Annotated in this window: 16 protein-coding genes and 1 pseudogene; 8 read left to right on the forward strand and 9 right to left on the reverse strand. The window is 63.9% G+C overall.

Annotated features, from left to right (window positions below):
- Positions 1-130: 130 nt before the first annotated feature.
- Positions 131-502, forward strand: a complete 372-nt coding sequence (locus tag QAD21_RS12980) for a BlaI/MecI/CopY family transcriptional regulator (RefSeq protein ID WP_055476900.1) — start codon at positions 131-133, stop codon at positions 500-502.
- 4 nt (positions 503-506) lie between these two features.
- Positions 507-1,439, forward strand: a complete 933-nt coding sequence (locus QAD21_RS12985) for a M56 family metallopeptidase (RefSeq protein ID WP_055476899.1) — start codon at positions 507-509, stop codon at positions 1,437-1,439.
- 357 nt (positions 1,440-1,796) lie between these two features.
- On the opposite strand, the gene QAD21_RS12990 is transcribed toward QAD21_RS12985, so the two are convergent.
- From QAD21_RS12990 to QAD21_RS13000, 3 genes and pseudogenes are all read right to left on the reverse strand, one after another.
- The gene (locus QAD21_RS12990) at positions 1,797-2,072 is read right to left on the reverse strand and encodes a hypothetical protein (protein ID WP_055476898.1); all 276 of its coding nucleotides are present in this window, start codon (positions 2,070-2,072) and stop codon (positions 1,797-1,799) included.
- Positions 2,069-3,859: a cytochrome c oxidase subunit I gene (gene ctaD / locus QAD21_RS12995; protein ID WP_055476897.1), complete on the reverse strand. Its 1,791-nt coding sequence runs from the start codon at positions 3,857-3,859 to the stop codon at positions 2,069-2,071. Before ctaD ends, QAD21_RS12990 begins: the two co-directional genes overlap by 4 nt.
- 229 nt (positions 3,860-4,088) lie before the next feature.
- Positions 4,089-4,528, reverse strand: a pseudogene (locus QAD21_RS13000) (M23 family metallopeptidase); the annotation flags it as partial.
- A 929-nt stretch (positions 4,529-5,457) separates the two neighbouring features.
- Here QAD21_RS13000 and QAD21_RS13005 point away from each other — a divergent pair.
- The 3 genes from QAD21_RS13005 to QAD21_RS13015 all read left to right on the forward strand — a co-directional run bounded on the left by QAD21_RS13005 (position 5,458) and on the right by QAD21_RS13015 (position 8,026).
- Entirely contained in the window at positions 5,458-6,027 is a 570-nt protein-coding gene (locus QAD21_RS13005) for a TlpA disulfide reductase family protein (RefSeq protein WP_101821343.1), read from the forward strand.
- On the forward strand, positions 6,024-6,836 hold the full coding sequence (locus tag QAD21_RS13010; RefSeq protein WP_055476895.1) for a cytochrome c biogenesis CcdA family protein: 813 nt from the start codon (positions 6,024-6,026) through the stop codon (positions 6,834-6,836). Before QAD21_RS13005 ends, QAD21_RS13010 begins: the two co-directional genes overlap by 4 nt.
- A 248-nt stretch (positions 6,837-7,084) precedes the next feature.
- Positions 7,085-8,026 (forward strand): cation diffusion facilitator family transporter, encoded by a 942-nt coding sequence (locus QAD21_RS13015; protein WP_065629398.1) that lies wholly within the window; start codon positions 7,085-7,087, stop codon positions 8,024-8,026.
- Between the two features lie 102 nt (positions 8,027-8,128).
- On the opposite strand, the gene QAD21_RS13020 is transcribed toward QAD21_RS13015, so the two are convergent.
- Together QAD21_RS13020 and QAD21_RS13025 are read right to left on the reverse strand one after the other, a co-directional pair.
- A complete protein-coding gene (locus tag QAD21_RS13020) occupies positions 8,129-8,758 on the reverse strand; it encodes a vitamin K epoxide reductase family protein (RefSeq protein WP_055476464.1) in 630 nt (209 codons plus the stop codon).
- Between the two features lie 2 nt (positions 8,759-8,760).
- Positions 8,761-9,405 (reverse strand): thioredoxin domain-containing protein, encoded by a 645-nt coding sequence (locus QAD21_RS13025; RefSeq protein ID WP_055476459.1) that lies wholly within the window; start codon positions 9,403-9,405, stop codon positions 8,761-8,763.
- Between the two features lie 204 nt (positions 9,406-9,609).
- Between QAD21_RS13025 and lnt the strand changes: the two genes are divergently transcribed.
- Complete coding sequence (gene lnt, locus QAD21_RS13030; protein ID WP_280361712.1) at positions 9,610-11,118, forward strand: apolipoprotein N-acyltransferase; 1,509 nt, start codon at positions 9,610-9,612, stop codon at positions 11,116-11,118.
- 15 nt (positions 11,119-11,133) lie between these two features.
- Here lnt and QAD21_RS13035 read toward each other — a convergent pair whose 3' ends face one another.
- From QAD21_RS13035 to QAD21_RS13045, 3 genes are all read right to left on the reverse strand, one after another.
- Positions 11,134-13,326 (reverse strand): cation-translocating P-type ATPase, encoded by a 2,193-nt coding sequence (locus QAD21_RS13035; protein ID WP_259935584.1) that lies wholly within the window; start codon positions 13,324-13,326, stop codon positions 11,134-11,136.
- Positions 13,319-13,738 carry a metalloregulator ArsR/SmtB family transcription factor gene (locus QAD21_RS13040; RefSeq protein WP_011161129.1) on the reverse strand — a complete coding sequence of 140 codons (420 nt, stop codon included), beginning with the start codon at positions 13,736-13,738 and terminating at the stop codon, positions 13,319-13,321. The genes QAD21_RS13035 and QAD21_RS13040 overlap by 8 nt, the downstream gene beginning before the upstream one ends.
- A 115-nt stretch (positions 13,739-13,853) precedes the next feature.
- Complete coding sequence (locus tag QAD21_RS13045; protein WP_280361714.1) at positions 13,854-15,032, reverse strand: Ig-like domain-containing protein; 1,179 nt, start codon at positions 15,030-15,032, stop codon at positions 13,854-13,856.
- A gap of 479 nt (positions 15,033-15,511) precedes the next feature.
- Between QAD21_RS13045 and QAD21_RS13050 the strand changes: the two genes are divergently transcribed.
- On the forward strand, positions 15,512-17,155 hold the full coding sequence (locus QAD21_RS13050) for a cytochrome c biogenesis protein ResB (RefSeq protein WP_175401071.1): 1,644 nt from the start codon (positions 15,512-15,514) through the stop codon (positions 17,153-17,155).
- Positions 17,156-17,286: 131 nt separating this feature from the next.
- A complete protein-coding gene (locus QAD21_RS13055) occupies positions 17,287-17,616 on the forward strand; it encodes a DUF4229 domain-containing protein (RefSeq protein ID WP_055476455.1) in 330 nt (109 codons plus the stop codon).
- A gap of 253 nt (positions 17,617-17,869) precedes the next feature.
- On the opposite strand, the gene QAD21_RS13060 is transcribed toward QAD21_RS13055, so the two are convergent.
- Positions 17,870-18,607, reverse strand: coding sequence for a M23 family metallopeptidase (locus QAD21_RS13060; RefSeq protein WP_055476454.1), 738 nt, complete (start codon positions 18,605-18,607; stop codon positions 17,870-17,872).
- Positions 18,608-18,691 lie beyond the last annotated feature (84 nt).

Consider the following 18,691-nt stretch of genomic DNA (forward strand, 5'->3'; position numbering starts at 1 on the left):
CATGGCACCGCAGGAAATGCGAAAAGTGTGTCAGATGGTGGCGGCCAACCTGGCGAAGCCACCTTCGGCTACTAAGCAGGGTAGTTTGTTCTAGACTGGCAGCAAAGACAAGGCGATCAGGCAGGCGACGGTGACTCAATTGGGTTCGTTGGAACGCGCAGTGATGGACGTGCTGTGGGGCGCTTCTGCGGCGATGAGTGTGCACGACATTGTCGATGCGTTGGCCGATCGCGATCTGGCGTACACGACGGTGTTGACCGTGGTAACCAATCTGCACAAGAAGGGCTTCGCCGGACGCGAGAAGATCAGCCGCGCCTACAGGTACTTCCCGTTGCAGTCGCGGGAGGAGGCGACGTCGCAGACACTGCGACGGGTGCTCGATGCCAGCGGCGATTCCACGGCGGTCCTGATGCATTTCGCGCGGATGGTTACCCCCGAGGAGCGCGAGGTCCTTAGCGAACACTTGTCCCGGACGCGGACGGATCGTCCGAGAAGGCGCTGAGAGTGTGAGCGTTGCTTTGGCCCACCTGGTGGGCGCGGCCGTGCTGGGTGTGTTGGGTCCTTACGTTCTCGACCGATTGCCACAGCGATGGTCACCGCGGGTAGTGATCACCGCATGGGTCAGCAGCATTGCCACTGCGGTGGGACTGCTTCTCCTGTCGGCGCTGTCGGCCTTATGGCCCGATGCGCCGCCTGCGGAGCGTTTCGTCGACACGTTGGCTCGGTGCGCTGGCGCTGTCCTGCATGCGGTGCGCGACGATTTCAGCCAGGTGTATGGCATCACCGTCGCCGTCGTGCTGTTCGCCGTGGTCGCTCGCACCGCGATGTCGTGCGCTCGTCACACGCGCGATGTGCAACGTGTGCAACGCCTTCATCGCGACGTCGTTGCGGTGGTAGGCAGCACCGAACCCGATACCCCCGACGTACTCTGGATCGATCATCCCCACCCCATGGCCTACTGCGTCGGCGGACGCAGCGGTTTCGTGGTAGCCACCAGCGCGCTGCGCACACGCGTGCCGGCCGAGGCGCGGGCAGCAGTACTGGCACACGAGTTCGCCCATCTAAGGTCTCGTCACGACCGGGTCCTGGCGGTCTGCGACGTCATGGCACGTGCTCTGCCCTTCGTACCGCTGTTTCGGCGGGCGCCAGCGGCGGTCGCGGCCCTGATCGAAGTGGATGCCGACATGTCGGCAGCCCGGGTCACCAGCACGGCTGCGGTACGCAGCGCACTGGCCCATGTCACCGGTCAGGGCGTAGGCCCCGGGACCCCCATGCAGCACTCCACGCGCTACCGGCTGCGCATGCTCGACAATGGCGTGATCGAGCCGACCAAATCGAAGTACGCAGCGGCGAGTGTACTGCCACTTCTGGGTGCCGCATTGTGTACCGTTGCAGCACTTCCGGTGCTCTCAGTTGTTGCGCATGGGCTCACCGCGTGAGTCCCCGCACCGCCACGTTCACTCTTCAGCAGTTAGTGTCGCAAACCCGGTGACGTTTCGTTCATCTGCGCCACCGGTAACGACGACCTTCACCGGCGCGTGTCTCATGGTGTTGCGCGCACGCCCCGCGCGCGCCGCCCCCGCGAGGCCCAGAGTGCATCTTCGCCATCGGACCCGCCAGCCGAGAGACTGTCGCAACAGGATGCATAATCCACGTCACCAGGGTCATACCGGGATCGCGTCAGCTATGCATCGGGGCGTGCAGTCTCGACATGGCCCACGTGGCGCTGTGCAGCACCACGCCCCGCAGGCAAGGCTCTGATCACGCAGAGTTGGGCCGATGGATGACGCGACCGGCTACCGCCGCAGCGCACGGCCGCGCGCTGGTTGTGCTGTGCGGGCCGCGATCGCGGCTGCTCCGCGGGCCGCGCAGGCTGCCGCGGTCGCCGCGATCAGCCACAGCAGCAGGGGAGTGCCCTGAGCGAGGACAGAACCCGCGAGCAGGGTCAACGCAAAGGTCATCAACGCGGTGTAGCCGACTGCGAGGATGGCGAACCATCGAGGAACGGTCAGCGGGCGGCGCGATCGCGGGACGGCGGCCTGGTCGAGGGCAGGGAAGGGGGAGTTGTTCACGGTCGGCTCTCCGGGTCGGGATCTGTAGATGCTTCATGGTCTCCGGTGGTCAGCGGCGCACGGCGGACTTCTTCTGCGGTCTCGCTGGGTTCACCGTGCCGTGTGCCGACGTGAGCTTCGGCGCGCATCCGCTCCACCATGTGCGGGTAGTGCAGTTCAAACGCTGGACGCTCCGACCGGATGCGGGGGAGTTCGGTGAAGTTGTGGCGCGGCGGTGGGCAACTGGTGGCCCATTCCAGGGAGTTGCCGAAGCCCCATGGATCGTCGACGGTGACGACCTCGCCGTAGCGGTAGCTGCGGAAGACGTTCCACAGGAACGGCAAGGTCGAGATGCCGAGGACGAACGCGCCGGCGGTGGAGATGATGTTGAGCGTGGTGAAGCCGTCTGAGGGCAGGTAGTCGGCGTACCGGCGGGGCATGCCTTCTGCTCCGAGCCAGTGTTGCACCAAGAAGGTGAGGTGGAAGCCGATGAACGTCAGCCAGAAATGGATCTTGCCCAGGCGTTCGTCGAGCAGACGTCCGGTCATCTTCGGGAACCAGAAGTAGATGCCGGCGTAGGTGGCGAACACGATGGTGCCGAAGAGGACGTAGTGGAAGTGGGCCACCACAAAGTAGCTGTCGGAGAGTTGAAAGTCGATGGGTGGGCTGGCCAGGAGCACACCGGTGAGTCCGCCGAAGAGGAAGGTGACCATGAAGCCGACCGAGAACAACATCGGTGTCTCGAACGTCATGTGGCCCCGCCACATTGTGCCGATCCAGTTGAAAAACTTTACGCCCGTCGGCACCGCGATCAGGAACGTCATGAAGGAGAAGAACGGCAACAGCACGGCGCCGGTGACATACATATGGTGTGCCCACACCGCGACCGATAGGGCGGCGATGGCGAGGGTGGCGTAGACCAGTCCTGAGTACCCGAACAACGGTTTACGGCTGAAGACCGGGAAAATCTCGGAGACGATGCCGAAGAACGGCAGCGCGATGATGTAGACCTCGGGGTGGCCGAAGAACCAGAACATGTGCTGCCAGAGAATGGCGCCGCCGTTGGACGGATCGAACAGATTCGCGCCGAATTGACGGTCGACTTCGGCGCCGAGCAGTGCCGCGGTGAGCAGCGGGAACACCAGCAAGATCAGGACACTGGTGACCAGGATGTTCCACGTGAAGATCGGCATGCGAAACATCGTCATTCCCGGTGCGCGCAGACAGATGACCGTGGTGACCATATTGACCGCGCCCAGGATGGTGCCCAAGCCGGACACTGTCAGTCCGAGAAACCACATGTCCGAGCCGACGCCGGGTGAGTGAATGGCATCGCTGAGCGGGGTGTAGGCGGTCCAGCCGAAGTCGGCGGCACCACCGGGGGTGATGAAGCCGGCGATCGCGATGGTCGAGCCGAAGACGAACAGCCAGAAGCCGAGGGCGTTGAGCCGCGGGAAGGCGACGTCGGGAGCGCCGATCTGCAGGGGCAGTACGAAGTTGGCGAAGCCGATCACGATGGGGGTGGCATACATCAGCAGCATGATCGTGCCGTGCATGGTGAACAGCTGGTTGTACTGCTCGGTCGAGAGGAACTGCATGCCCGGCGTCGTGAGCTCGCCGCGCATCAGCAGCGCCATCAGGCCGCCGATGAGGAAGAACGCGAAGCACACGACGATGTACATCATGCCGATCAACTTGTGATCGGTCGTGGTCAGCAGCTTGTAGATGAATGACCCTCTGGACTTGCGCCGCTCGGGGTAGGGCCGCGTAGCGACCACCTCGGGTGGGCGCGGGGACACCGCGGTCATCAGGCCTCCATCTGAGTCGGACAAACGGTGGCCCTGATCGAGCAACACGCGCATCCTGCGTGCGACTTCCCGGGCCGTAACTACGGACTGTAGTCGATTAACTACTAGGTAGCATAGTTGGGCCCGGAATCCCGAATCTCGGGCGAGTACCGACATGGCGGCAACGAAAAGTCGGCTCCCTCACCAATATCAGGCGCGGAGGGTCATCGCGGTTACGCGGCGCTGCTCCCTACCGCCAGAGGTCTGCACTTCCGCTGCTCGGCGGTTCGTTGGGAGGGATAGTAGGTTCGCCGTCGGCGGGCAGACGGACGCCGCGTTCGGCGAGCCAGCTCACCGGGTCGAGGGCAGCACCGGATGCATCGGCCACCTCGAAATGCAAGTGGGGGCCGGTTGAGTTACCTCGGTTGCCAACCGTGGCAATGGGTTGGCGACCGTGACCGGAGCCGCTACCTCGATGAGGTTGTCGTCGTTATGGCCGTAGGTGGTGACTGTTCCATCGGCATGTCGGATACGTACCCACAATCCGAAGCCTTGGGCAGGGCCGGAGTTGATCACTTCGCCGTCGGTGACCGCGAAAATCGGCGCGCCGAGGTCGTTGCCGATGTCCATGCCCTGATGACCTCGACCGTCACCGAAGGTGGAGGTGATTCGACCATTCGTCGGAGCGACTACGGACCCCGGCGACGGCGACGAATAGACGGGTGGACCGTTCGGTGCGGGATGCGGGGTCGCAGGATCGTGGGGACGCATCTCAAATGCCAGCAGCGCCAGCAACCGCCCGATCGGTAGCGCGTCGACAACCAGTTCGGCGGCTGCTCGTCCCGCACTGAGAACGGCGGCAAAGCAACCCACCGCAGTGATGGGGTCATCCGTTGGCTCCGACGGCTCGACTGGGCGCGCACGATCGGCCAGACATGTGCTGACGGTCCGGATCTCGTCGGCTAGTTCCCCCATCGCCGGCCCCCCCAAGGATGCCGAGATCGTCTCGGCGACCAGTTGGGCGAACTGCTGGGCCACATGGGTGTCATCTGCGTCGGCGCGCGCTCGAGCGTCAAGCGAGAGGCTCAGCAGAACCGCAGCAACAATTCCCACGGCCCCCAGCCTCAGACAGGGCCGTGCAACGCCGCAGCGGCGAATGAGGGACGACATAGGCATGCCAGCGAGACCTTCCGGAGACGGGCGCGACGCACTGACGTTCAGCACCGCACGCCAGGTGCACATGAGGCCCCGATTGGCAGCCCTCCGTTCGAACCATAGGCCCCACAGGTCACAGCAGTAACACGATCCGGTTGAGCGTCAGTCGCAACTGGCGGCCTCTATTACTAGGGAACGTAGTTGCAGATAAGCAATGATGCCCAGCCTCGGGACCTCGACCGAATCAAGCGTAATCACAGCTGAGCGCACCGATACGTCAGATGAACGCGGCAGAACCCTCGCCGCGGGACGTGGGCCTACGGGCCGGTGCAGATCGCAAAAACTACGGCTATGTTGACAACGCGAACGTTAATCTACCACGCTGCGTAGTAGATCAAGGTCAAGGAGTGCTGGTGCAGCAGGAGAGAAGGATATCCGCGGTGCGGGCGGCAATCCTGGCGCTGATGTGCGTGGTGCCGTGGGTAGCGTCGGGTTGTGGTAGCGCTGGCGACGACGCCGTTGCGCAGGGGGGAACCTTTCAGTTCGTCTCACCCGGCGGGCAGACGGTCATCACCTACGACCCGCCTGCAAGCCGTCAGAGGATCGCTGACGTCTCAGGCCCTGATGTGGTGACCGACCAGACCGTCGGACTCAACGACTTCGCAGGCAAAGTCGTCGTCATCAACGTATGGGGTTCGTGGTGCGGACCCTGCCGGGGAGAAGCCGACGACCTCGAGCATGTCTACGCCCAGAACAAGACCTCGGGGGTCGAGTTCCTCGGTATCAATCTGCGCGACAACCGGCAAGCGGCGAAGGACTTCATTGTCGACAGGAAAGTCGCCTTTCCCTCGATCTACGACTTTGCCGGCATCACTCTGGCTGCGCTGACCACTCCAACGTCGGTGGTGCCGACGACCATCGTGCTCGACCGCGACCACCGTCCGGCCGCGGTGTTCCTCAAGGCCATCACCGCCGACGAACTCGGGGCAACAGTTCAGCGCGTCGTCGCTGAGCCTGTGACACAACGCCCATGACGGCGCAGTCAGTCGAACTGCAAGCCTCGGTCGGCGAGACGTTTGCTGACGTCGTCGCCAGCGGTCCGCTACTGCTGGCGCTGCTCGCATGCATGATCGCCGGGCTGGTGTCGTTCGCCTCACCGTGTGTGGTCCCGCTCGTCCCGGGGTATCTGTCTTATCTGGCTGGCGTGGTCGGCGCCGAGGCGCCGGCGGTGTCGGTGGGGGAGTCGAATAAACGGGGTCGCTCGCGTGTGGCGCTCGCCGCAGGCCTGTTCGTCATCGGTTTCACCGTGGTTTTCGTGGCAGCGACCGCCACAGTACTTGGGGTCACCACGACTTTCGTGGTGAATCGTGAAGTCCTGCAACGTATCGGCGGTGTGGTCACCATCGTCATGGGCTTGGTGTTTATCGGGCTGGTGCCGGCACTGCAACAGGAACGACGGTTCGCCCCCCGCCGCGTCTCCAACATCGCCGGCGCCCCGCTGCTCGGCGGGGTCTTTGCACTCGGGTGGACCCCGTGCCTGGGGCCCACACTCGCGGCAGTCATTGCTACGGCCAGCGGCACCGAAGGCGCCACCGCAGCCAAGGGCGTCGCGCTGATCGTGGCGTACTGCGCCGGCCTTGGCATTCCTTTTGTTGTGCTTGCGTTTTCCTCGGCGTGGGCGTTGCGAAGCCTCGGCTGGTTGCGCACCCACGCCCGCATGATCCAGATCGCCGGCGGGGCCATGATGATCGCGGTGGGCATCGCTTTGATCACCGGCCTGTGGGACCAATTCATCGTGTGGGTGCGCGACGCGTTCATCACCGATACTCAACTACCCATCTGAGCCCTGTGGTGGCGGCCCCGATTCGACGTCCACAGCGTCCCCCTGTTTCCGGTCACCGCACCCTCACGAGACCGAACAACCACCGCCTCCACGCCGCCAACGTCGGGCCATCTCAGCACATCCCGAGTCAGTCGTGACGTGATCCGCTGGTACCGTTCCGGCCCGGTCTGTCATATAGTCACATGCGCATGTATTGATATATAGGGGTAGCGTGGCTATCTGGGTGTGGATGAGAGGGAGTACGAAGTATGGGAGCCGGACACAACCACGGACCAACCGATCCTGCGTCCAGCGACTCGTCGCTGCGTGTCCGTCTGGCGATAGCGTTTGTTCTGACGGGGATCATTGTCGTGGCCCAGTTGGTCGGGTCGGTGATCACGGGAAGTCTGGCGCTGCTGACCGACACCGCGCACGCTGCGACAGATGCGATCGGGTTGGCGGTCGCGCTGGTCGCAGCAACCGTGATGCACCGTCCGGTCAGCAAGACTCGCACATGGGGACTGCGGCGCATCGAGGTCATCGCCGCTCTGGGGCAGGCCTCGCTGCTGCTTGCTGTCGGGCTCTACGCCGCTGTTGAGGGCGTGCGGAGACTGTTCGCTCCGCCAGAGGTTCCCTCGACCGAACTGCTGATCTTCGGAATCATCGGGCTCGTGGCGAACATCGTCGCCATGCTGGTGCTTGCCTCAGGACGCGGGGCCAACTTCAACATGCGAGCGGCGTTCCTGGAGGTCCTCAACGACGCACTGGGATCGCTGGGTGTAATTGTCGCCGCGATCGTCATCGCTACCACCGGCTTCCAACAAGCCGACGCACTGGCCGGCCTGTTCATTGCGCTACTGATCGCACCCCGCGCCCTCAAGCTCATGGCAGAGACGACGCGAGTGCTGATGGAGTTCACGCCCAGGGAGATCGATTTGGACGACGTCAGGGCCCACATTCTCGAGATGGACCGCGTGCAGGACGTGCACGACCTCCACGCATCGACGGTGGCCACTGGTCTGCCGATCATTAGCGCTCACGTGGTGGTCGATGACGACTGCTTCCAGGACGGGCACGCCCCCACGATCTTGAATGACATCCGAACGTGCGTGGCGACCCACTTCGCCATCTCCTTCGAGCACTCCACCTTCCAGCTCGAGACCAGTGCCCAGCGTCACCAGGAGGAAGCCTTGGCAGCCCATCACCCGTGAGGGGTGGCGCATCGACGACACCCACGCCGCCGGTCTGCGCACGAAGTGCACGATCGTTGCCAGGGGAGAGACGATGCTTCACCCCTGTCAATCGGGCCACGGTCACACCAGCGTGGACCAGTACCACCAGAAGCGTTCGATGATGAGGGCGATCACCGCCATCGCCCACACCAGCGGTACTACGGTGTGCACCGTGAGGACCACATCGAGGGCTCGGCGTGCTCTCCCGGATGGGCAGACATGGTCGGCATTGCGCAGGCTCACATACCAAAAGGCAACCACGACAACGACCCACACGGCCATGCAGTACGGGCAGAGTGCATCGATTCGATACAGACTCTGAAATATCAGCCAATGGACGAACACCACCGCACCCGTCAGGCCGATCTGCAATCCGATCATGACCCACAAGGCCGGGCGGGGTCCTAGCAGGACGGCGATAGCGATCAGAGCTGTGAAGCCTGCGATTCCGAGCAGTGAGTTGGGGAACCCGAAGACGGCTGCTTGGGGGGTGTCCATGACCGATCCGCAATTGACGATCGGGTTGATACTGCAGGTCGGCGTGTAGTTCGGATCGGTTGCCAGTTCGAACTTTTCGACGGTCAGTGCGAACGCAGCGACAAGTCCAATGCCTCCGCAGACCGCAAGAATCCACGGGAGCAGCCGCGGGAAAACCGGGATCTGCGTGTCGGGCGCAAAGCCTGACGGCTCTGAGGTCTGCCGGGGTGTGATGGTCACTGACGTATCGCGGATTCGAGCGCAGAGCTCAGATCGTCATAGCCTTCGGGCTTGATGAGTTCGTCGTTGATGAAGAACGTGGGGGTTCCGGTCACGCCTAGTGCTTTGCCGTCAGCGACATCGCGGTCGATGAGCTCGCGGGTGGCCTGTGAGTCATAGGCGGCGGCGAATCGCTCCATGTCCAGGCCCAACACCTGGGCGTAGGAGAAGAACAGATCGTCCAGCGGCACCTTTTGTTCGCCCCAGCTGCGTTGAGTGTCGAACATCTTGCGGTACATCGGTTCGAATTGGCCTTGTTCGGCCGCCGCGGCCACGGCCCGTGCCGCGCGGTCGGCGTTGAAGTGCCCGGGGAGGGGGAAGTAGCGGACCACGAAAGTGACTTGATCGCCGTAGGTTTGGCGAAGCTGCTCCACCGCCGGGTACGCCGCCCCACACCCTTCACACTCGAAGTCCAGGAACTCGACAAATGTCGCCTTGGACTCGGTCGGAGCCGATAGCCGTGGAGAATCAGGCCGTACCGTCGTATACGCCTGGTCGCCGGACTGTTCGCTCTCTCCGGCCCGGGAGACCACGAACACCACTGTGAGCGCCAGGCAGAACACGAAGACTGCCGCGAGCGACATCTTGACGTTGCGACTCATCGAGACATCCCTCCGCGTCGAACCTTGACCGCTTGAGCTGGCACGATCATCACTCCCGTCACGATTACTACTACGTTGGCTAGTAGTTTACAGGGCGTGCGGTGTCGTCCGGGCGATTGGCGTGCATATCACGCACGACCGAACCGGTGAGGGGAGCGGTGGGCGGTGAGTCGTCACTCGGATGCTCGGCATGCCGGCGCAGGTCTGCCACCGATATGTGCATCTGCACTACGTATCGCGGCTGCGGCCGGTTCGGGCGGGCTGCTGTATGTGAGCTTCCCTCCGCGCCAACTGTGGTTCCTTGCCCCGGTGGCGATCGCGGTCCTGGTGGTGACACTGCGTGGGCGGTCGCTGTGGGCGGCGTCAGGCTACGGCTATCTCGCTGGGCTGGGCTTTTTCGTGCCGCTGCTGCCGTGGGTCGGTACGTATGTGGGTGCGGTGCCGTGGCTGGCCTTGGCGGCGGTCGAGGCGGTGGCGTTCGGTGTCTTCGGGGCGGTGGCGGCGCTGGTCGGCAGATGCCGCGGAGCGCCGGTGTGGCTAGCATGCGCCTGGGTGGCAGTCGAAGCCGTCCGCTCCCGCGTGCCTTTTGGCGGTTTTCCCTGGGGCCGAATAGCATTCGGTCAGCCGGACGGGTTCTTGCTGCCGTTAGCGGCCTTGGCTGGCGCGCCGGGGTTGTCCTTCGTTGTGGTGCTGCTCGGCGCACTCCTGGCCGCGATCGCAGTGGCGGTAATCAACGTGCACCCTCGGGCGTTGGCCGGCCCAGGCGTAGCAGTCGCCGTAGTGGGAGTGCTGACATGGACCCTGGCGCCGTCGCAGACAGCAGAACCGGAGGAGCAGTCGGTGACGGTGGCGTTGGTGCAGGGCAACGTACCGCGGTTGGGTTTGGACTTCAATGCTCAGCGACGTGCAGTGCTCGACAATCATGTCCGGCGCACTCTCGACCTGGCGGAGGAGGTCAGCTCTGGGCGGGTCGTGCGTCCCGATGTGGTGGTGTGGCCGGAGAACTCATCCGATATCGACCCGTTCGGTAACCGTGATGCTGCGGCGCAAATTGATCGTGCCGCGCGGGCGATCGAGGTGCCGATCCTGGTGGGCGCGGTGATCGCCGGGAGCCACAGCACGTCCCGCAATACGTTGGTGGTGTGGGATCCCGTCACCGGGCCTGGTCAGGAGCATGACAAACGTCAGCTGGTGCCGTTCGGGGAGTACTTGCCGCTGCGGGGACTGATGACACAGCTTTCGTCCTACGCCAGCCGGGCTGGCAACTTCATTCCTGGCACAGGCGATGGCGTTGTCGATCTTGCCGGGGTGCCCGTGGCGGTAGCGACCTGCTACGAAGTCGCGTTCGACGATCTGGTGACCGAATCGGTGCGCGCCGGTGCGCAGCTGATCGCGGTTCCGACGAACAACGCGACGTTCGGGCGCACCGAGATGACCTACCAGCAACTCGCGATGTCGCGAGTTCGGGCAGTCGAACACGATAAGGCGGTGGTCATCGCAGCAACCAGTGGCGTGAGCGCGGTCATCGAACCTGATGGGACCATTGCACAACGCACAGAATTGTTCTCCCCCGATGTTCTCATCGCGCGGGTGCCGTTGAGGACAACGACGACTCTGGCGACGCGGATCGGAGCAGCAGGAGAAGGGATCTGTGCTGCCGCGGTCCTGGCGGCACTGGTTGTACGCACGTGGAGATCACGCCAACGCACCTGACGCGGCGTGGTTGCTTCAGTGGCGTTCGCGATGGGGCGTTGGTGAGCTACTCGGTGCGTCATCGGCGTCATCCGACGGGCTCGAACAGCAGCTGCACCCTGGTTCTGTAGTGGCAGCACAACTCGTGCTGGTCGCCGCGCCGCGTAATCGTGGAGTCGGCAGCAGGGGCACCTCGGGCACCGGCCGTGGCTGATCGGTGGTGGTGGCGGATACCGGGGCGCAGCAGGCGTCGCCTGTGTCGTTGTAGGGCGCCACCGAGATGTTGAGCTTGCCGCGGGTTACCCGGGGCATGGCACCGGTGCCTGGCAGTGCTTTCGTCCGGGCAGCGCGAATCGCGTTGGCGATCACCAGCACTTCTGCGAGTTCGTGGACGAAGACCACCGTGGCCAGGCCGAGGACGCCCGTGGCGGCCAGCGGAATCAGCACACCGATGATGGCCAGAGAGAATCCTATGTTCTGCACCATGATTCGGCGTGCGCGCCGAGCGTGGGACAGCACGTGGGGGAGATGGCGGAGATCTTCGCCCATCAACGCCACATCGGCGGTTTCGATGGCGACGTCGGTACCCATCGCTCCCATTGCGATTCCGACATCGGCGGTGGCCAACGCTGGGGCGTCGTTGACGCCGTCGCCGACCATGGCGATCGCCCGCCCGCGCGCCAGCGTGGGCAGCAAGTCGGCTTTGTCTTCGGGAAGCAGTTCGGAATGGACGGTGCTGATTCCGGCCGCCGTGGCCAAGGCGTGTGCGGTGCGATCGTTGTCCCCGGTCAGCATGACCGAGTTGACACCCAGCGCCGTCAGCTGAGCGACCGTTTCAGCGGCCTCGGGGCGAAGCTCATCGCGGACGGCGATGGCGGCGACGACGGTGCCATCGCGTTCGATCAGCACGACGGTGGCACCGTCGCTCTGCAACCGGGTGACCTCGCCGGCGAGCGCGCCAGGATCGAGCCACCCGGGTTTGCCCAGGCGCAGTTGCTGTCCGCGTATCTGGCCGGTGAGTCCGTGACCGGCGATCGCGGTGACGTCCTCGGCAGGTGAGTCCAGGGCAGGTGCGGCCGCGAGAATGGCGCTCGCCAGCGGGTGCTCGCTGCGTGCCTCGAGCGCGGCGGCATAGGACAACGCGTCTTCGCGGGTGATCTCGGGTGTGCTCACCACGGCGATGACCTCCGGAGTGCCGCGGGTCAAGGTGCCGGTCTTGTCCAGTGCGACGACGCGGACCCGTCCCAACTCCTCTAGTGCAGCACCGCCTTTGACCAGTGCGCCATGGCGGCTGGCGGCGCCGATCGCGGCGACCACCGTCAGCGGCACCGCGATCGCTAACGCACACGGGGACGCGGCAACGAGGACTACCAGGCCGCGTTCGAGCCACAGCAGGGGATCACCGAGCAGCGCACCGATACCTGCCACGAGCGCCGCGAGCACCATGATGGCGGGGACCAGGGGGCGGGCGATGCGGTCGGCGAGACGTTGGCCGGCGCCTTTGCGTTCCTGCGCTTGCTCGACGATGTGAACGATGCGGGCCAGGGAACTATCCGCGGCGCGGGCGGTCACGCGGACTTCGATCGCACCGCCACCGTTGATGGCGCCGGCGTAGAGCAAGTCGCCCGGACCCGCCTCCACCGGAACAGATTCGCCGGTGATCGCCGACATATCCACGCTGGTAGTGCCCGCGGTGATCGTCCCGTCGGTCGACGCGCGCTCACCGGGACGCACCACCAGCACATCGCCGATGATCAACTCATCAGGGGACACGGTGATCTCGCGACCCTCACGAATCACCGACGCGGTCGGTGGAACCAGCGCGAGCAGTGCCCGCAGCCCGCGCCGGGTCTTGGTGACCGCGTAATGCTCGAGTCCTTCAGCGACCGAGAACAAGATTCCCAGCAGCGCAGCCTCGGGTATTTGGCCCAGCGCCACAGCCCCGATCGCGGCGATCGTCATCAGCGTTCCGACACCGATGCGCCCGTGGCGCAGCGACCTCAGCGTCGACGGCACGAACGTTGAGGCAGCGACGACGACCGCGACCAGTTCCACGACGATGCCCGCGGTCTCTGACAGAGAGCCTCCGATGATCCAGCCGAGCGCGAGGAACACTGCTGCGGCGGCGGCGAAACGCAGCTCGCGCACCTGCCACAACCGAACCGGGCCCTGATCGACCTCGGCGTCGAGGTCGGCGGGATCTGATGGTCCGCAGCATGCGTCAGCCATGAGCTCGCCCCTGCACTGTGGCCGCCGCCGATGACGTCGTCGTGGCTGGTACGGAGACACATGCAATCGCTAGAACGGCTGTCACGAGAGCGTGGCCGGAGGGGGTCAACGCGTACATCACCAACCGTCCGTGCCGGCGCCCGGTCACCAGGCCGGCGCCCTTGAGTAAGCGCAGATGGTGCGAGACAAGGTTCTGCGCCAGGCCTACCACCCACGCGAGGTCGCAGACGCATAATTCCTCGCCCGACAGCAACGCCGTCGCTACACGTAGCCGGGTGGGATCACCGAGTGCGCGAGCTCCGGCGGCGGCACGGTCGACCGCGGTCACCTCGGGTAGCGCAGTCCGGATAGTTTCTGCGTGCGGCAGATCGAGGCACAGCAGGTCGCATGTGTCCACCGACTCCTGAGTCATATCAACATCCTTACGTTCATTGATATGGCCCATTGTAGGCGCGCCGGCGCGAATACCTCAACACCCATCGATATGGCGAGTTGGCGTCGACAAGCTCCAGCCCGGCGGGGGGCGCCTAGGTGTCGGTGTTGCCCTTCTTCCACTGTGACCACGGGATGTTCCAGTCGCCGAGTCCATCGACTCCCGAGAGCGTGTCGGCGTTGGTGTTCTTGACCGTGACGGGGTCACCGCGCAGGGTGTTCTTCACGAGCCATTCCGCGTCTGCGGGACTCAGGTTTGGGCAACCGTTGCTGACGTTGCTGTTGCCTTGCGCCGACATCGACCACGGTGCGCCGTGCATGTAAATGCCGCTGTAGGACATTTGCACCGCCCATTGAACGGGTGTGCGGTATCCCGCTGCGGACTCGACAGGCACTCCGTAGGTGGACGAGTCCATGACGATGTGCTCGACGCGATCACCGATCATGTAGATGCCGCGTGGAGTCGGTGTGCTGTCTTTGCCGAACGACGTCGGCATCGTTCGGATGACCTTGCCATCCCTCTTTACGACGATGGTCTTGGTGTTGTCGTCGGCTTCGATTGTCTGAGCTCGGCCAATGGTGAAGTCGTAGGACAGATTTCTGTTGCCATAGAGCCCGTCGCCGAGGTCGACTCCGTAAATGTTCACGGCGACACTGACCTTGGTCCCCGGCATCCAGAAGCGCTCGGGCCTCCATCGGACCTCGGAGTCGCTGATCCAATAGAACGCGCCTTGCATCTGTGGATCAGAGGCCACGGTGATTGCAGCCTGCGCCTTCCGGCGGTCAGGGATGGGATCCGAGAATCGAACACCAATCGTGTGCGCAATTCCGACGGTCTTCTCGCCCAGAATGGCCGCGCTGGTCAGCGACTCCGGCGAGGCTGTGGTGAAGCCTTGCGAGACGCTCGTTCGACCACCCACACCCACGGCTTCAGCTCGAACGGAGTACTGCTTCGAGTACCCCAACGGCTGGGTGCTTGTCCAGGTACTGCCATCCTCGCTCAGCGAGCCCGCCAACGCACGCCCGCTAGATGTTGGGATATCGACGTCGGTCAACGCGCCGCGACTGGCCGTCACAACGATAGGAAGCCCAGGTTCGACAACCGCGTCGGGAGCGAGCCGATCGCCTCCTTCGGTGGCCACAGCGATGGAGGGTTGTGCGATGGCCGCAAAACTGTCGACGGCCGAAATCTGGTCACTGTAGGTAGAGCTACCGCCAGCCGAGCTGCACGAGGTCAGTACCACCACGACGGCCGTCAGCGCCGCCAATACCAGTACATGCCGAGCCTTGACCTGCGCCGAACGGTGGCGTCGAAGGGTTCCCAGACGTTGCCGCAGCTGACTATGGCCAGTCGATCGGCGGTCGCGACGCATCGTCCTCGGAGTGCCAAAGCGGCCCATCAGTTACAAAGCCCTTCATCCGGAGCACACACCGACGACCACAGAATGTAGGCGCCGCCACAGGTCTTACTAACAATGATAGTAGTTTACGGCTCACCAGGCCTCACCGCTCCGATCGAGCAAGCAAGACCCAACGTGGTTGCCATCCGGGTTCTATAAATACTACGGTGCGTAGTAATCCGGGTAGGTGAGGGAGAGCAGGTGAGACCCATAGTGGCGGTGCGGGGGAGTATGTCCCGGCGACCCACCGCGCTCGTGGTGGCGGGTGTCGATCGGCACTCGGCCGGCGACTTCGACGTCGCTCCTGCAGTCATGGACTGTCGGAGTGCGACGACGTTACCCCCACCACGATGATGGGAACCGAAGCGCCGACGCCGCGCCGAGCGCACCCGGCGCTTGGCTCCCTGCGCAGACTGTGGCGATCGCTCACGTCGATGAAAACCGCACTCATGCTGCTGTTCCTGTTGGCCGCAGCCGCGATCCCGGGCGCCATGCTGCCACAACGACCGCTCAACGAGCAGAAAACAACCCAGTACATTGCCGACCGCGGCGCGCTCGGGGTGTGGATGGACAGACTGCAGCTGTTCGACGTCTTCGCCAGCACGTGGTTCACCGCGATCTACGTCCTGCTGTTCGTATCGCTTGTGGGCTGCCTCACCCCCCGAATTCTCGAGCATGCGCGCGCAGTGCGCGCTCAGCCGGTCCCCGCGCCACGCAACCTCATTCGTCTGCCGCGGCACGTCGAGGACACGGTGCACGGAGATCCTGACGAGGTTGCTGCCCTGATAAATACCAATCTGCGTGGCTGGCGCCGAGTCACCACCACGCGCCCGGCGACGGGTGCCCAACCCACCGAAGCCGTGGAGATCTCCGCGGAGAAGGGCTACCTCCGCGAGTGGGGCAACCTCCTGTTCCACTTCTCACTGCTCGCCCTGTTGATAGCGATCGCGGCCGACAAACTTTACGGGTACGAGGGCACCCGCAGTCTCATCGCCGATGGCACGCAAGGCCTCTGTAACACCTCGACGGCCGTCTATGACTCGTTTCGAGCAGGCAGCCTTGTCGACGGCACCGATCTCTCACCATTCTGTGTTCGTGTCGAGGGCTTCGATGCGAGGTTCCTGCCGAGCGGCCAGCCCGACATGTACGAAGCCGACGTCAGTTACACCGACGACGTACGACAGTCCGACCCCACTACCTGGAACGCTGCGCGTATTCGAGTGAACGAGCCTCTGCGAGTAGCCGGTGACCGCGTCTACGTCCTAGGCAATGGCTTCGCACCTACATTCACAGTGACCTTCCCGAACGGTGAGCAGCGCACTCAGACAGTACTTTTCATTCCCGACAACTTGCAGACGATGTTGTCCTCAGGCGCGGCCCGTTTTGATACTCCCGCGGGGCTTTACCCCGACGCGGATGAACGGCGCCGCCGACAGATCGCGATTGAGGGTCTGTTCGCGCCGACCGCGGCATTCCAAGGAACGCTTCTCACCTCGTCGTTTCCCGTGCCGAATGATCCGTATGTAGCGATCAGGATCTACCAGGGCGACACCGGACTGGATACCGGTCGTCCGCAGAACGCATACTCCTTGAACCAATCACTCATCGAGCAGGGCCGGCTCCAGCAGCGGGCCCAAGTCAATCTCGGCCCAGGAGAGACCCACACCATCGCCGACGGCACCGTAGTGCGCTTCGACGGGTACGAACGGTTTGTGTCCATGCAGGTGTCGCACGGGCCGGCACAGAACTGGGTCCTGCTGACCGCGACTGTGATGCTGGCTGGGCTACTTGTGTCCCTGCTTGTCCGGCGCCGACGAATCTGGGTGCGGTTGGTGCCCACCGAGATCGATGGCCAACGACGCACTGCTGTCACCATCGCCGGTTTGGCCCGCACCGATCAGGCTGGGTGGGGCGAAGACTTCAACGAGCAAGCGCGGCGATGGATGACCGAGCCAGCGTCAGCGAACCGCCGACTACGACGCACACGTCACGAATGAGACTCACATCAGCAGAGATTCATCCTGCGGGGATCGATGTCCCCCAGTTGAAGCACTCGACGAGAGGGCGTGCCACGTCACACATACATCCGATCGCATTCAACAAGCAGCACACGGAAGGCCTACCGAACATGAGCAGAAGCACTTCTGACCATGCCGCCCCCTCGCCCGCCCCTTCGGGCAAGTCACTCGTCGCGATTGCCCTGCTGTATAACGCCGCGCGGCTAGCACTCGCCGCTGCGCTGTGCGGATTGATCCTGTTGATTTCCTTCGTATTTGACGTGAAAATCCCGATTTTCGGAGCCGTCGTGCTCGCAGTAGTGCTCAGTAGTCCAGTCTCGATGCTCGTCCTCAAACCCCTACGAACTCGCATCAATCACCAGGCCGAAGCGATGGACGCCCACCATGCGAGCAAGAGGGGACTCGCGAAGAGCCGCTCGGTGAACCTGCCAGATAGTTAAACCACAACCCAGGCACGTACGCACCTCATCATGGGGTACGACCACCAACCAGCAAAGAGCGGCTGCCACTGTCCGCCGCGGCCTGTGACCACGATAGATTTGCACACCGTTGCGATCCGATCGATCGGGCGCATTTGCCAGAAGCTTGCCGTCGGTAAAGCTCAGTAAGACCACGAGACTGGCAACGTCGGCTTGGCTTACGCCCGCACACCTGCCACGAAATCTCCAGCAGCTTTGCACCGTTCACGCCGGTTCAGCCGACGACGTAGACGCCCCGGGTTCTCAGCCACTGTGCCGGATCAAGTTTGGGTCCGTCTTGCTGCCAGACCTCATAGTGCAGGTGTGGTCCAGTGGAGTAGCCGCGGTTTCCTACCGTTGCGATCTGCTCGCCGGCCCGGACTCGTTGTCCGACGCTCACCAACGCCTCGTTGATGTGCCCGTACACGCCGATCGTGCCGTCGTCTTGCAGCACGCGTACCCATAAACCGAAACCATCGGCCGGACCGGATTCGATGACCTGCCCATCGCTTGCGGACACCACCGGCGTGCCAATCGCGTTGGCGATGTCAAGGCCATAGTGCGTGGTACTCCAGCGTGCCCCGTAGCTCGAGGTCACGGTGCCGTAGGTAGGTGCCGCCGACCGCGGCCGTTGTGGCGCAGGGGGATCGGAAGGCCGCAGACGATCTGGCTGCACCAACTCTCGCACGGCCGCGGTCAGCTCATCGAGTGACGATGTCCGCGCCGGCGTGGTGTCTTGTCGATCGTCCACCGATCCGAGGGCTACAGGTGATGGCGTTGCCGCGGATCGGTCGTCGGCGGACACGCCAGCCTGGAAAACTGGGGTGACTGTTGGGCTGTGACGATCGGCGAGCGCAGTGGCCGCGGTCCCGCCGGCGACGCAAAGGACCACCGCAGCCGCGAGCGATCCACTGACCCCGGCTGCGGCTACGGACCTGAGTGGTGTTCCCGACGTCTTCTCCTCGTCGAGCACATCGAGAAAATCAGAGTGAACTGGCTCATTGTCATGGTGATCGAGAACGGACATCGCCCGCTCCCATGGCGCGGTAGGCGCTGC

Origin of the sequence: Gordonia sp. SMJS1, from assembly GCF_029866425.1 — a bacterium.
GTDB lineage: Bacteria > Actinomycetota > Actinomycetes > Mycobacteriales > Mycobacteriaceae > Gordonia > Gordonia hongkongensis.

Excerpts from the sequence above, each read along its gene's own strand:
- ctaD (WP_055476897.1), bottom strand. The coding sequence starts at position 3,859 with ATGACCGCGGTGTCCCCGCGCCCACCCGAGGTGGTCGCTACGCGGCCC.
- QAD21_RS13005 (WP_101821343.1), top strand. The coding sequence starts at position 5,458 with ATGTGCGTGGTGCCGTGGGTAGCGTCGGGTTGTGGTAGCGCTGGCGAC.
- QAD21_RS13010 (WP_055476895.1), top strand. The coding sequence starts at position 6,024 with ATGACGGCGCAGTCAGTCGAACTGCAAGCCTCGGTCGGCGAGACGTTT.
- QAD21_RS13015 (WP_065629398.1), top strand. The coding sequence starts at position 7,085 with ATGGGAGCCGGACACAACCACGGACCAACCGATCCTGCGTCCAGCGAC.
- QAD21_RS13025 (WP_055476459.1), bottom strand. The coding sequence starts at position 9,405 with ATGAGTCGCAACGTCAAGATGTCGCTCGCGGCAGTCTTCGTGTTCTGC.
- QAD21_RS13035 (WP_259935584.1), bottom strand. The coding sequence starts at position 13,326 with ATGGCTGACGCATGCTGCGGACCATCAGATCCCGCCGACCTCGACGCC.
- QAD21_RS13040 (WP_011161129.1), bottom strand. The coding sequence starts at position 13,738 with ATGACTCAGGAGTCGGTGGACACATGCGACCTGCTGTGCCTCGATCTG.
- QAD21_RS13050 (WP_175401071.1), top strand. The coding sequence starts at position 15,512 with ATGGGAACCGAAGCGCCGACGCCGCGCCGAGCGCACCCGGCGCTTGGC.
- QAD21_RS13055 (WP_055476455.1), top strand. The coding sequence starts at position 17,287 with ATGAGCAGAAGCACTTCTGACCATGCCGCCCCCTCGCCCGCCCCTTCG.